We start from the raw sequence: 14077 nt of genomic DNA, 5'->3' as shown, positions 1-14077 counted from the left end.
TTATTTGTCCTCTTTAGCCATAATTTGATAAACACTAATTGCTTCAGAGCGAATAAAGTCTTTGGCACCTTGGCGAACTTGATCTAAGGTCATGTTTTCGATAATTGGTGCTCGATCAAAGACAGTAGCGTCATTAAATAGATCACCATCGTATTGATTTGCAATGCTTTCAAGAGAATTCATTGATTGAATTGATTGTCCTAACATCTCACGCTTAGCTAGTTCAAATTGAGCATCTGCGTCAGCTAAATAATCCGCCGCGTTCTCTAAAATGTGAATGATAGCATCTGACAATTTTTGCGGATTATCTGTATCACCGCTGATACTTGCAAAATGAAAGCCACGTTCAATTTCAAATTCGTATCCGAATGAATCATCTAGTGTTCCTTCATCATACAACTTCATATATTGAGGAGCAGTATCCCCAAACAGGAGATAAAGCAGCATATGAATCGTCTCTTTATATTTCAAGCCATCACGACCTTCAGGAACATCATCCAAGCCTTTAATACCAACAATTGTTTTAGCCCGTTGGATTTCCATTTCGGTTGCCCGATATGGCATGATATCTGACCCATCAACCTGAGTTTCTGGAATTGATCGCTTAATTGATTCAGCCACTTCTGGGAAATTCTTACGATCTTGGTTAGCTTTGATGAAAGCTAACGTTTCCTCAGGATCAACATTACCAACAATAAATAGATTCATATTACTTGGATGGTAAAAAGTTTCATAACATTTATATAAGTCATCCGCGGTAATCTTATCAATTGATTCAATTGTCCCAGCTATATCACTGCTGACGGGATGATTTGGGTAGAGGTTACCTAAAATTCCAAAATATAGTCGCCAATTAGGATCATCATCGTACATTTGAATTTCTTGACCAATAATACCTTTTTCTTTTTCAACCGTTTCTGGTGTGAAATAAGGGTCCTGTACAAAATCTAACAATGTTTCAATATTTTCAGGAATATGATTAGAACTTGAAAACAAGTAACTGGTACGTGTGAAACTAGTGAAAGCATTCGCACTAGCCCCATATTCGCCAAATAAATCAAATGCATCATGATCTGCTTTTTCGAACATTTTATGTTCCAAGAAATGTGCGATACCATCTGGTACGTGTATCATTTCCTCTTCACCAATTGGCACGAAGACACTATCTACTGAACCATAATTGGTTGTAAAAATACCGTAAGTTTTATGAAATCCCTTACGAGGTAAAATGTTGACTTTCAGACCATTTTCTAAAGTTTCTGTATATAATATTTCATCGAACTGCGGGTATTCTAATGTTTTCATTATTTGATTTCCCCATTCAAAAAGAAGATTGCTTGTAATTTAACTTCACGAGCGATAGCTTGAACCGCAGATTTATCGACAGCGTTAATACCATCAATCCATTCTGTTGTCCCAACTTCCGTCTGCGTCAACTGATCAACCATTGATTGATTAATTAATGCCATTTGTGAATCAAGGCTACTCTGATATTGATTAATCATGGTCATTTTTGTTTTATTCAATAATTCATCACTGATATCACCTGCAATGATGTCATCCAATTGTTGTTGAACAATTTCGATAACCTTATCTTTATTTTGTGATTCAATACCAGTTTGAACAGTTAAAATCCCTCTAAATGTATCTAATGAACTACTGGCGTAATAAGCTAAACTAGCTTTTTCACGCACATTTACAAAAAGTTTAGCAAGTGGTGAACCACCAAAAATGCCATTAAAAATAAGCCCAGCGTAGTAGCCGTCTTCTCTATAGTAAACGGGTAACTGGTAAGCCATATTCAATTTACCTTGAGCAACGGCTTGCGTTTCGACTTTAGTCACAACTTCTTTGACATCCTGATGATAGAAGATAGGTACCATTTCAAAATCTCTCGGTGTAAATGGTAATATTTTAACGATACTTTCCGTTTCTATTTCATCTAACTCACCAATAACAAAAATGTCCACTCGGTTAGTTGCAAGCATCTGCTTGTAATACTCAAATAGACTAGTTGCGGTGATTTTTTCAATAGCTTCAATTGTGCCATAACTTGGGATCGCTTGATCATTTTGAAAATAAAGCTTTTGTAATTCTAATCCCGCGTATGATTGTTTATCATCACTAATACTTCTAATTGACATCATCAAATTTTCTTTTTGACGTTTAAATGTTTCTTCATCAAAATGGCCATCTGTCACGTTAGGATTAAAAATAATTTCTTTAATAAAATTAAATATTTCTTTCAAACTATCTGTTTTGTGTTCCAAAAATTTATCGTTTACGCCATTTAAAATCAGGCTTATTAAATGGTAATTCCCTTTTTTACTAACAGTAATCCCAAAACTAGCCCCATAAAGCTCTGATAACTTCTCGGCTAATTTTTGTTGAGATGGGTATTTTGCACTACTAATTTCTAATAAATTAGCTAGCAACATGCGTTCTGCTGATTCTCCCCCAGCTAAAGGTGCAACAAAATTAATGACGATTCTATTTGTTTTAAATTGACTATTTTCAATAACGGTTAAGTTAATACCATTTTCTAATTGTTTACGCACAAAAATGTGCCTCCTTTTAATCGGACGTTCTCTTACCATAATAATTGAAAGACTAGTGAAACACAAATTTAATTGTTTCGTAATAACTGGTCTACAACAATAAAAAAACTGACAACCCTAATCTGGGTTATCAGTTTCTTCATTTATTAACACTTTACGCGGTTTACTTCCCTCGGGTGGGCCAACAATCCCCTTGGCTTCCATCTCATCGACAATTCTCGCAGCTCGATTATACCCAATTCTAAACCGTCTTTGCAGCATGGATACACTACAAGATTGTTCATGTGCAACTAATTTAACGGCATCTCCGTATAACTCATCTTCTGAATCAGCTGATGACCCAGAATTAGCCGTTTCATCATCTGTTACAATCATTGTTTCATCATACTGAGGTTCCTGTTGATTTTTAATAAATTGAATAACACTCTCAACGTCTTTATCTGAGATATATGCATCCTGTACCCGAATCGGTTTGTTCAATCCCATCGGCAAGAACAGCATATCTCCACGTCCTAAGAGCTTCTCAGCCCCGTTACTATCGATTATTGTTCTCGAATCAATACCACTTGAAACAGCAAAAGCCATTCGTGACGGCACATTTGCCTTAATTAAGCCCGTAATGACATCAACTGATGGTCGTTGGGTTGCCAAAATCATATGGATTCCGGCCGCTCTGGCCATCTGCGCTAATCTAATAATAGCATCTTCAACTTCATTCGAAGCGACCATCATTAAATCTGCCAATTCGTCAACAATAACCACGATATAAGGCAATGTTGCTCTTTTTTGACCGTCATTTTTATTCTCTTGTGTAATCATTTCATTATATCCTGAAATATTACGCTGACTGGCATCTGCAAATAATTCATATCGTCTTTCCATTTCAGAAACCACTTTGTGCAAAGCACGTGACGCCTTTTTAGGATTCGTGACAACGGGCGTCAACAAATGCGGTATCCCATTATAGACACCTAGTTCAACTTTTTTAGGATCAATTAACATAAACTTAACTTGGTTTGGTTTCGTATTCATCAATAAACTTGTGATAATACCGTTAATTGCAACAGACTTACCACTTCCCGTCGACCCGGCAATTAACAAATGTGGCATTGTCGTTAGATCTGCCGTTACTAATTGACCTGAAACATCTCGACCTAATGGCACTTCAAGAACCTTGTCTGGCGTTGGATTTTTTTGTTGTGATTCAATGACATCCCTGAACGATACCATTGAAATTTTAGAATTTGGTACTTCAATTCCAATCAGTGATTTACCGGGAATTGGTGCTTCAATTCGAATATCTTTGGCAGCGAGCGCTAATGCCAAGTCATCCGCAAGATTAACTATTTTACTGACTTTGACGCCTATTGCCGGATGTAACTCATATTCGGTAACCGATGGTCCTAAGCTCACACTTTTAATCTCAACGTCGACACCAAAACTTTCAAATGTCTGTTGTAATATTTTCGTGTTTTTTTCAATTGTTTTATATTCGCCACTTTGGTCTTCTTTGGGGATTTTAGTTAAAAGTGTAACTGGTGGTAACTGATAATCTTCATTATCTTCTGCAACCACGCTTGCTAATAAACTAGGTTCATCGCTTACTTCTGGTTCTGGATCCGGTTCTTGTTGCGTAATAATTGGTAGCTTACCAATATCTAGATTGGATTCAGGTTCTATTTCCTGAACTTTAGGTTTCAGATCAACCAATGGTTTGGGGTTTTCTTCTTCCAAATCCATCTCATTTTCTTGTCTTTCCTCTTTAAAACTATTAAATGCCACTTTACTACGACGAATGCCTTCTCTTGACCAAGCAATAATGACATTAAGATAGCGGTGAACGGTATACATCACTTCTGAAAATGATAAATTAAAAATAATAAATAATCCTGCTAAAATGAAAAGTGCACTAACAATATACGTTCCAGCTTGTGAAACCAAAAAGTGCGATAACTGGTATAAACTTGCTCCAATCATCCCGCCACCAACAGTTGATCCTACCGACGACTGACGAAAATCTGAAACTAACGTCCCCCATGTGTACTGAATAAACTGATTATGTACGTCTGAATGTCCAACAAACCATGCCTCTAAAAATACTAATACGCCAATGTATAGTATCAATGAACCCCAGCTAATGCGTTTTTTTAAGTTAGGCTCTTTACCCATGACCATTAAATAACTACCGTAGACACCAAGAATCAATAACGCAAATTGATAGGTATTCCCGACGAATAAACGGAAAACGTTAGCGAATAAAGTTCCCAAGTATCCCAGCGCTAAAACGCCAAGTATGCCAAATAATAAAAATATAGCACCAATTATATTTTTAGAAAATTTGTATTGAACTGTTTTTTTTGTAGTACGTTTTTTTCTTTTCTTTGTTTTTTGAGCCAAAACAGTTCCTCCTTCTACTAAAATGAATATTCAAATTATACCATATCTCGAATACCACACGTGGCCAATTCACGCATTTTCAAAAAAAGAGAGCTAATAACATAATCGTTATTAACTCTCTTTTTCTGGTGCTATTTCTTTGCCATCTTTAACTATCATCAATCCTTGATACAACTGTAAATCATCGCCACAATCAGCGCAATAATCAAGTTGCTTATCATCCCAGAATGCCGTTAAAAATTGACGTTTGCTTTTTTGATGACTGAACTTAGCCGTAAACGTATCGGCTTGCTTTTCAAAAAATACAACCGCATCATCCATTGAATCAAACTCAACAGTCTCCTGAATATGTGTTTTCCAATCATCGAAAAACCACCAGGGTTCGTCAAATCCAAATATTGTTATTACTTGAAACAAACTAGATCATCCTTTCATTTTATAAAATACTTATTTACCATAAATGATGGCCCTTTTCATAACTCAAAAGTAAGTATAACTTATTTATGAAAATCTAGTTTAAAAAATGCTCAGGCTCTTTATTTTAATTTATCATTTTCATACGTATGTGTTTTATCTAAATTAGGAAAATCTTGTTGTCTCAAGGCTTCATAAATGACGATTGCGGCTGAATTAGACAGATTCAAAGCACGAATATGCGTGTCATCCTGTGGAATTCGAATAGCCTTTTCTTCATTTTGGCGCATAAAGTTTTCAGGAAGTCCTGTTGTCTCCTTACCAAACAAGAAGTAATAATCTTTATCCACATCCGTATAATCAACCTGTGAATAAGTTTGCGGTGCAAACTTAGAAACCAAAAAAAGTTGTTTTTGATCTGGAATAGTTTCCAAAAAATCTTGCAAATTTTTATGATAGGTAATTTTTACTTTATCCCAATAATCAAGACCGGCACGCTTCAAATATTTATCGTCAGTTGAAAATCCGAGTGGTTCAATTAAATGTAATTCAGTATCTGTTCCAGCACAAGTCCTAGCAATATTACCTGTATTTGCGGGCATAAGTGGTTCAAAAAGCGCTATATGATTTGTCAAAAGTAACATCCTTCCAAATGGTCCAAGTATTTTTAGGCAACAAAAAAACGTATCATTTCGGTGTGGGCACGGCGAAAAGATACGTTAATGAAGACCAATTTCCAGAAACTGACAACATTGTCGACAATCTCTAAACAACCGAATTCGTATATTCATAATAACACAGCATTTTATTTGTTACAACACCGATTCTGACTTATTTTTACGATGTTTTAATAAGGTTACGTCCACTGTGATTTGTTTGAGGGGATGCGCTTTAGCCCTAGTTTGATTATCTGATGTGGCGCCCCAATGTAACGGTGTCATCTCAAGTAGTGCCGGAAATAAGCCTTCAGGAATATCAAACTGGTAGCTAATAACGATCTGTTCAGAATCAGGATATTTTTCTTTGAAAAGGTTTAAAACCTTTTCATTACTGTAACTTCTATTATGACTTTCCTCATTGTATAAAAGTTCACGTAACTCAACTAAATAATTTGAATTTGGAATAATTTTCAATAACTGCCCGTTTTCCTCCAAAACACGATCGAATTCTGCGTAGGCAGAAGGAGAAAAAATATCAATTATGGTTGAAAATGATTGGTTATTAAAAGGTAACTTAGCTAAATCGGCAATACAATAAAAAGCGTCTGTTTCCTGTTGAGTCGCATAATTGATGGCATCTTTTGATATGTCAAATCCAACATAGGTGTCCTGACTATTTTGACGAGCAACCTCGATATTGTGTAGTGGGGTCCCTTCTCCGCATCCAACATCCATAATTGTTTCGCTTTCATCTGAAAGTTGTTCCAGTATTTTATCGGTGATTGGTTTAAACAAACCAGCTTGCAATAATTGTCTACGAGCCAGCCACATGTCCAATTCGTAATCACTTTTCACACCATGGTTTAAGAAATAAAGAGTTCCCTTTTTAGATAAATCAACCTGATGATCATCTGGGCAAATCATCGTCTGGCCTCTAACTTCACTATATGGTTGTAGGCAGACAGGACATCTAAATAAATCTATTTTATTTTTTAAAAATATGGCACTCTTCTCGATTTTTTTCAATTTATCTTTATTCCTTTTTTATCATTTAATTTAATGAGTAGCTACTTTTCAATATTAATATAATGGCCTTTAACCAATGTCACCAGTTCTTCACGTTTTACGCCAACAGATCGGCCAACTTTTCCAGCTGAAACCCATATTTTTTCGAATTCTTGTATGCGTTCGTCAAAATAAATTGGAAATCCTTTTCGTATATTTATGCCAATTGGCGTATTAGCACCATGAACGTATCCGGTAATATTAATCAAATTTTTATTATCCGCTAAGTGTAATTGTTTTTCATTCAATTCACGCGCAACTAATTTTAAATCAATTTCAAAGGTAATAGGTAGACAGACAACCACATAATCTCTGTCACCATTACTTCCTTGCAAAACGATTGTTTTTAAAATACTTCGTTCATCGGTTCCGAGTTCTTCAGCTTCTTTACTTGAGTCCATTTGTCGTCCACCCAAGAAGTCAAAACTATAGCTTTCAAAGTCAATGTGATGTTGATCCAAAATACGTTCGTCATTCGTTTTTTTAACTTTTTCTTTTTTTACGATGTTAATCACTCCCAAAATGATTATAGCACGATGAACTCTCCTCTCGCATTATTGTTTAATTTTCGATTAATAATGTAAATATGTTGACTTATATCAAAAAATAGCGTAAATTATCCTTTGGTTACTGATATTAATTTAAAAATATAAAATAATGTTCGTATTTAAAGGAAATGAGGAGACGTTATGCCAGTTTTTGATTATGAAGATATTCAACTTGTCCCTAATAAGTGCATCGTGAACAGTCGTTCTGAAGTTGATACATCCGTTCAATTTGGTCCTCGCCGTTTTAAATTACCCGTAGTCCCTGCAAATATGCAGACTATTATTGATGAACCGTTAGCAGAATGGTTTGCGGCAAATGATTATTTTTACGTCATGCATCGCTTCGATGAAGAAAGTCGATTACCATTTGTCAAAAAAATGCATGAGAAAGGCTTATTTGCTTCAATTAGCGTTGGCGTTAAACCTAGAGAATGGGCATTAATTGAAGAACTAGCTAATGCCGATTTAATTCCAGAATATATTACAATTGATGTGGCGCACGGCCACGCACAAAGCGTTATTGATTTGATTCACCATATTAAAAAATGGTTACCAGAATCCTTCTTGATTGCCGGCAACGTTGGGACTCCAGAAGGCGTTAGAGAACTTGAAAATGCTGGTGCGGATGCAACTAAAGTAGGAATTGGTCCCGGGAAAGTTTGTATTACTAAAATTAAAACTGGTTTTGGGACTGGTGGTTGGCAATTAGCTGCCCTTCGCTTGTGTGCTAAAGCCGCAAGTAAACCAATTATCACCGATGGTGGTATCAGAACCCACGGCGATATCGCCAAGTCAGTTAGATTTGGCGCGTCAATGTGCATGATTGGCTCACTCTTCGCCGGACATAAACAAAGTCCTGGCGATTTAATTGAAAAAGACGGTCAGTTATTTAAAAGTTATTTTGGTTCAGCTTCTGAGTATCAAAAAGGAAGTCATACGAACGTTGAAGGTAAAAAAATGTTAGTGCCATTTAAAGGAAACATTCATGATACCTTAATTGAAATGCAACAGGATTTACAATCTTCAATTTCTTACGCTGGAGGTAATACCTTATCAGCACTTGAAAAAGTTGATTATGTTATTGTTAAAAATTCGATTTTTAACGGAGACGCCCTATAAATAAAAAAAGTTAGACAAAATAAAATTTGTCTAACTTTTTTTATTTATCTTTTCCGGTTCTGATTCAACATATAATCCAGAACTTTCTTTATACCACGCAAAAATCCGTGTCACAATAACTTTTATGATAGCATATCCAGGGATTCCAAAGATAACCCCCATTAAACCAAAGATACGTCCTGATCCTAATAAAACGATTAAGATTGTAACTGGATGAATGGCTAAGCTACTACCCAAAATTAATGGTGAAATTAGTCTTGATTCAACTGTCTGTTCAACGAAAAAGACAATAATAACCTTTACTAACATAATTGGTGAGATGAACGCGGCAATTACAAGCGCTGGAACCATTGCTAAAAACGATCCCAAATATGGAATTAAGTTTAAAAAACCGGCTAAAATACCTAAGGTTAAGGCAAATTTAAGTCCCACTACGGAAAACCCAATAACGAATAATACAGCCACAAAGAAGGCTACCGTTAATTGGCCACGGATATATTGGCTCACTTGCAAGTTAATTTCATCAAATAGCCCAATTGTTGCTTTCCGATATCTAACTGGGAAAAACTTCGAAAGATAACCAGGTAAACTATGTCCATCTTTCAATAAATAGAATAAAATAAATGGTGCCGTTATTAATCCAATAATAAAGGTTGTCACGGTCCCAACGACACTACCTAATGAACCAACAGTTGAAGTAACTACTGAACTCGCTTTTTTAGAAATTGTTCCGATAATATCTGTATTTATATTTTCAACAGAATTTTTAATTGTGTCGAATAGAGATGATGACATAAAGTCATCCGTTTGACGCGTAATATTTGACCAATACGTTGGCCAATTTTTAATAATGCTGATTGTTTGCGTCTGAACGGCAGGAATTAAAACGACAATGCCCCACACTAAAAGTCCGGCAATAACGATAAATACAATTGTAATAAGTAAACTACGATTAATTCTAAAACGAGATTCAAAAAAATCGATTAGCGGCGCAATTAAATAATACAACACCCCCGCTAAAACAATTGGAAACCCGACGATACTAAGAAGCTCTCCAATTGGTGCAAAAAACCAGTTTACCTTTTCTGACATAAAGATAATCAATAAACTCAATAAAATAATTGATAAAACGCTAACCGTTTTATTATTGATAACCCACTTCCAAAACCAAGATCTTTGTGAAACAACTTTTTCATTTTCATCTGGGCGCATTTTAATGAACCCCTTTATTTATAAATAATTGTACTGCCGACTTTAAAAGTAGGTAATACGTGCGGTGTTAAATAAATACCATTAGGTTGTGGATGTTCTGGAACTTCCATAAAGAATAATGTGGCATGTCCAACTGACTCAAAATTACTTGAAACCAACTCTCCGGCAAAATCAATTTTAAAAGTCTGATCATCGATGACCAGTTCATCGCCAGTCTTTGGTGAAACAATTTCTTTACCCTCTTCAAACGACTGGATAACAGAAACTTGTCTCAAATCATCCGTTGCACTTTCATTAAAAAGAATCACAATTGGTTCTTTTTTAGAAATAGCATCCTTACCAATTTCTTCAATTTTTGCTGTTGTCATAATTTTTCGTCCCCTATCTCTTTTTGGTTACCTATAATTATAGCATAACGTACGGTATAAATAATAACGTTTACAATGAAATATGATATAATATTGGCAATATCAAAAGGAGGCATTTACAACTATGAAAGAATCAATTTTATTTGGTACATATACAAAAAAAACAAGTACTGGTATTCACCGTGCTCAACTAGACACTATCGAAAAAAAAGTTACAGACGCTATACCTTACATTAAAGTTGAAAATCCAACATATTTGACTAAATCTGATAAAAATATCTTATACACAGTTTCAAAAAGATCAGAACTTGGCGGTCTTTCCGCATTTGATGTCACAACGGATAACCCCTTATTTTTAAATGACGTTTCTGCCGAAGGTGCACCACCTGCCTACGTGGCAGTTGATAATGCACGACAATTGGTCTATAGCTCAAATTATCATAAAGGCCTTATCTCAATTTCAAAAATCCAAGCTGACGGTTCATTATCTCTCATCAGTGAAACTGCAAATGAAGGCCATGGCCCAAAACCTGAACAAACCAGCTCTCATATTCACTTTACTGATTTAACACCAGATAATCGTTTAGTCGTCTGTGATCTTGGTACTGATCAATTATTAACTTTTGACGTCTCAGATGACGGTGCCATTAAACAGGTTGCCGAATATCGTTCAGCACCCGGATTTGGCTCTCGACACATTGTTTTCCACAAAAATGGGAAACTAGCTTATTTGGCCGGAGAACTTTCTAGTGAAGTAACGCTGCTTAGTTACGATCAAATAGATGGATCGTTTAAAGAAATTCAAACATTGTCATCAATTCCATCGGATTGGGATGCACACAACGGCATTGCTGCTATTCGCATTTCAAAAGATAGTCGCTTCTTATATGTGTCCAATCGTGGTCATAATTCAATCGCTTGTTACGCCTTAGACAATGATGGTAAAATGGCGCTTATCCAATTGATTCCAACTGAAGGTGATTTTCCACGTGACTTTAGCTTGAATAAATCGGAAGAATTCTTGGTTGTTGCTAATCAAAACACTGATAACGCCAGCTTATTTGAACGTGATTCAACATCTGGCAAGCTAACCCTGCTCCAGAAAGATATTTCTGTTCCAGAATCTGTTTGCGTTTATTTTGAAAACTAGGAGAAATTAAATTTGTTAATTAAAGAAGTTGCAGTCGAAAATTTTACCGATATTCCGAAACAATTTGCAGCTGGGGCTAATCGCTTCGAGCTTTGTGATAATCTTGCCGTTGGCGGAACAACCGTCAGCAAAGGGGTTATGTCGGAAACGATGCATTATGCTCAGGACAATCAGGTCCCTGTTATGGCAATGATTCGACCTCGCGGTGGAAATTTTGTTTATAACGATACCGAATTAAAAATTATGGAAGCCGATTTATTTCAGGCTCAACAACTTGGGGTTGATGGTGTTGTCTTTGGCGCTTTAGACACCGACAATCAATTAGATACAGATGCTATGGAATTTTTAATTGCCGCAAGTGGTGGCATGCAAATCACTTTCCATATGGCCTTTGATGAAATTCCAAGCGATGCCCAACTCGATGCATTAGCTTGGTTGTCAGAACACGATATCGATCGTGTTCTGACACACGGTGGTTCACTCGATAAGCCAATTGAGGAAACACTACCACATCTTCAAGAAATTATTGATTGGTCAAATGGGCTCATTAAAATTGTTCCCGGCGGTGGTATCACCGCTGATAATGTTGATGAAATTGCGACTAATTTAAATGTTAAAGAACTTCATGGCACAAAAATCGTTTTAAAGTAAGATAACAATAAGGGTTTGGATACTTCCATAATTGGAATATTCAAACCCTTTTTAATATATTTATTTTTTTATTTAATTACCTACTTATTAATTTTGAAAATAGATTTAAAAGTCATAAATATTACGGTTATTCGCGAGTATTATTTAAAATAAATTATGCTAATATAATTAATTTAATATAAACAGCGCTTACTTAATGTGATAGATTAATCGTAAAGGAGGCTTTGATATGTTTTATATAATTGGTATTATCTTCATATTAATCGCTATCTGGCAACTATTTATGACCTGGCAAACTTTCACGAAACTTAAAAAGGAAGGCACTAAAGATACCTCATCTTTTATTACGTTAGCCTTATCAAATAGTTTATTGTTTGCGGTTATTTTCTTTGGTGTTGGAGCAGGATATCTTCTTTTTAATGGTTATTTCTAAAAATTTAAAATCGATATTTTCGATTTTAAATACTTTCATATATCACACACCAAACCATTTTATCCCCTTAAAACGCAATATAAAAAGCTCTAACCACTATGATTAGAGCTTTTTGTATTATGTTAACTTGTAATAAAAAACTTTAAAAATACTTGTGCAATACTGAAATAAATGAGTACAGATGTTAAATCACTTAGCGTTGAAATGAAAGGACCTGATGCAACAGCCGGATCAACGCCTATTTTGTCCATCAAAATAGGAATGAAGCTACCGGCCAAGTTAGCAACGGTAATTGCACTCATCATTGCGAGTCCAATAACCATTCCTAGTACAAAGTTACCCTTCCAAATTCCAACGATTAAGGTAACAGCAATACCCGTTACAACACCAATAACTAACCCCGTGAATACCTCACTAATAATTAGCCTAACCACACTTTGTTCCGTATCATCTTTAACAGCTAACCGTCGAACGGCAACGGCCAAACTTTGTGTTCCGGCATTACCGGCTGTCCCGGTAATCAAAGAAATAAAGACAGCCAAAATACTTGCTTCACTTAGCAAGCCCTCAAAATGGCTAACCAAACTTGCCGTCGACATCCCCAAAAATAATAACGTTATCAACCACGGTAATCGTTTCGAAGCCGCCTTAAATGGATTTTCAGTTTGTTCTTCAGTATCAACACCGGCCAAACCAGAGTAATCTTCAGCTGATTCTTCATCAATAACATCAATAATATCATCAACAGTAATCACACCGATTAATTGTTCATCGTAATTTGTAACTGGCATCGCCAAAAAATTATAATCACGAATCATTTTAGCAACGTCTTCTTGATCATCATCCGCTTTTACGGACATAACTGGCGTAGTCATGATATCACCAATTAATGCGGTCTCGTCACTCATCAATAAGTTTCTCAACGTCACGATTCCGAGTAATCGTTTATCATTATTAACAACATAGTCATAATAGATTGTTTCTGCATTTCCTGCTTCTTCTCTTAAAACTTGCATGGCAGAACTAACCGTTTGGTTAGAAACAATTGAAGCAAAATCAGTCGACATAATAGCACCGGCCGTTTTATCTTCATAATGGAGTAATGCCTTAATTTCATTGGCCTTGTCTTTATCCATTAACCCTAAGTACTTAGCCAACTTATGTTTATCAAGTTGTCCCAACAGATCAACTTCATTATCGGTATACATATTGTCCAATAATTCGGCAACATATTTCAGCGACATTTCATCAAAATATTTGACAGCTTCTTCGGGATCATCTTCAATAGCATCGAATGTATCACTTAATTCTTTAGGCGTTAAGTATTGGTAGACTCTTTGTCTTTGCTCTTTATCAAGTGTTGTAAATATTTCGGCTTGTTCATAAACATGTAAATCTGTAAATTCATTATGGAAATTATATCGTTGCCCTTTATCCAGCGAGTCGATAATTTCTTCAGTTTTTATTTGGTTATATTTTTCTGTATCTGCCATGCGAAGTGCC

14 protein-coding genes are annotated in these 14077 nt (G+C 35.6%); 4 read left to right on the top strand and 10 right to left on the bottom strand.

The features are described 5' to 3' along the window. The 7 genes from yfmH to FC66_RS06355 all read right to left on the bottom strand — a co-directional run bounded on the left by yfmH (nt 1) and on the right by FC66_RS06355 (nt 7608). Nucleotides 1–1305, bottom strand: coding sequence for an EF-P 5-aminopentanol modification-associated protein YfmH (gene yfmH, locus FC66_RS06385; RefSeq protein ID WP_057974551.1), 1305 nt, complete (start codon nt 1303–1305; stop codon nt 1–3). Beyond that, a complete protein-coding gene (gene yfmF / locus FC66_RS06380) occupies nt 1305–2558 on the bottom strand; it encodes an EF-P 5-aminopentanol modification-associated protein YfmF (protein ID WP_057974550.1) in 1254 nt (417 codons plus the stop codon). The genes yfmH and yfmF overlap by 1 nt, the downstream gene beginning before the upstream one ends. Before the next feature lie 117 nt (nt 2559–2675). Continuing rightward, complete coding sequence (locus FC66_RS06375; RefSeq protein ID WP_057974549.1) at nt 2676–4955, bottom strand: FtsK/SpoIIIE family DNA translocase; 2280 nt, start codon at nt 4953–4955, stop codon at nt 2676–2678. Between the two features lie 111 nt (nt 4956–5066). After that, complete coding sequence (locus tag FC66_RS06370; RefSeq protein ID WP_057974548.1) at nt 5067–5372, bottom strand: DUF1033 family protein; 306 nt, start codon at nt 5370–5372, stop codon at nt 5067–5069. Between the two features lie 119 nt (nt 5373–5491). Next, complete coding sequence (gene trmL / locus FC66_RS06365) at nt 5492–6004, bottom strand: tRNA (uridine(34)/cytosine(34)/5-carboxymethylaminomethyluridine(34)-2'-O)-methyltransferase TrmL (protein WP_057974547.1); 513 nt, start codon at nt 6002–6004, stop codon at nt 5492–5494. 177 nt (nt 6005–6181) lie between these two features. Beyond that, nucleotides 6182–7054 (bottom strand): methyltransferase domain-containing protein, encoded by an 873-nt coding sequence (locus FC66_RS06360; protein WP_057974546.1) that lies wholly within the window; start codon nt 7052–7054, stop codon nt 6182–6184. A gap of 41 nt (nt 7055–7095) precedes the next feature. After that, nucleotides 7096–7608 (bottom strand): aminoacyl-tRNA deacylase, encoded by a 513-nt coding sequence (locus FC66_RS06355; RefSeq protein ID WP_420911478.1) that lies wholly within the window; start codon nt 7606–7608, stop codon nt 7096–7098. A 174-nt stretch (nt 7609–7782) separates the two neighbouring features. On the opposite strand from FC66_RS06355, the gene guaC reads away from it, so the two are divergent. After that, nucleotides 7783–8760, top strand: coding sequence for a GMP reductase (gene guaC / locus FC66_RS06350; protein WP_057974545.1), 978 nt, complete (start codon nt 7783–7785; stop codon nt 8758–8760). A gap of 30 nt (nt 8761–8790) precedes the next feature. Here the strand turns inward: guaC and FC66_RS06345 are convergent, their stop codons facing one another. Together FC66_RS06345 and FC66_RS06340 are read right to left on the bottom strand one after the other, a co-directional pair. Beyond that, nucleotides 8791–9972 (bottom strand): AI-2E family transporter, encoded by a 1182-nt coding sequence (locus FC66_RS06345; protein ID WP_057974544.1) that lies wholly within the window; start codon nt 9970–9972, stop codon nt 8791–8793. Between the two features lie 14 nt (nt 9973–9986). Further along, nucleotides 9987–10340: a PTS glucitol/sorbitol transporter subunit IIA gene (locus FC66_RS06340; RefSeq protein ID WP_057974543.1), complete on the bottom strand. Its 354-nt coding sequence runs from the start codon at nt 10338–10340 to the stop codon at nt 9987–9989. A 124-nt stretch (nt 10341–10464) separates the two neighbouring features. Here FC66_RS06340 and FC66_RS06335 point away from each other — a divergent pair, with 124 nt between their 5' ends. From FC66_RS06335 to FC66_RS06325, 3 genes are all read left to right on the top strand, one after another. Beyond that, entirely contained in the window at nt 10465–11490 is a 1026-nt protein-coding gene (locus FC66_RS06335) for a lactonase family protein (protein ID WP_057974542.1), read from the top strand. A 12-nt stretch (nt 11491–11502) separates the two neighbouring features. Beyond that, nucleotides 11503–12141 (top strand): copper homeostasis protein CutC, encoded by a 639-nt coding sequence (locus tag FC66_RS06330; protein WP_057974541.1) that lies wholly within the window; start codon nt 11503–11505, stop codon nt 12139–12141. Nucleotides 12142–12370: 229 nt separating this feature from the next. Then, complete coding sequence (locus FC66_RS06325; RefSeq protein ID WP_057974540.1) at nt 12371–12574, top strand: hypothetical protein; 204 nt, start codon at nt 12371–12373, stop codon at nt 12572–12574. A 122-nt stretch (nt 12575–12696) separates the two neighbouring features. Here the strand turns inward: FC66_RS06325 and mgtE are convergent, their stop codons facing one another. Then, a complete protein-coding gene (gene mgtE, locus FC66_RS06320; protein ID WP_057974539.1) occupies nt 12697–14067 on the bottom strand; it encodes a magnesium transporter in 1371 nt (456 codons plus the stop codon). Nucleotides 14068–14077 lie beyond the last annotated feature (10 nt).

Origin of the sequence: Dellaglioa algida DSM 15638, assembly GCF_001434695.1 — a bacterium.
GTDB lineage: Bacteria > Bacillota > Bacilli > Lactobacillales > Lactobacillaceae > Dellaglioa > Dellaglioa algida.
The sequence above is the reverse complement of the archived record's forward strand: the minus strand, read 5'-3'. Positions and strand labels throughout refer to the sequence as shown.

What these genes read in the sequence shown, in the direction of transcription:
- FC66_RS06325 (WP_057974540.1), top strand. Translation starts at nt 12,371, where the DNA reads ATGTTTTATATAATTGGTATTATCTTCATATTAATCGCTATCTGGCAA.
- FC66_RS06345 (WP_057974544.1), bottom strand. Translation starts at nt 9,972, where the DNA reads ATGCGCCCAGATGAAAATGAAAAAGTTGTTTCACAAAGATCTTGGTTT.
- yfmH (WP_057974551.1), bottom strand. Translation starts at nt 1,305, where the DNA reads ATGAAAACATTAGAATACCCGCAGTTCGATGAAATATTATATACAGAA.
- guaC (WP_057974545.1), top strand. Translation starts at nt 7,783, where the DNA reads ATGCCAGTTTTTGATTATGAAGATATTCAACTTGTCCCTAATAAGTGC.
- mgtE (WP_057974539.1), bottom strand. Translation starts at nt 14,067, where the DNA reads ATGGCAGATACAGAAAAATATAACCAAATAAAAACTGAAGAAATTATC.
- FC66_RS06335 (WP_057974542.1), top strand. Translation starts at nt 10,465, where the DNA reads ATGAAAGAATCAATTTTATTTGGTACATATACAAAAAAAACAAGTACT.
- FC66_RS06340 (WP_057974543.1), bottom strand. Translation starts at nt 10,340, where the DNA reads ATGACAACAGCAAAAATTGAAGAAATTGGTAAGGATGCTATTTCTAAA.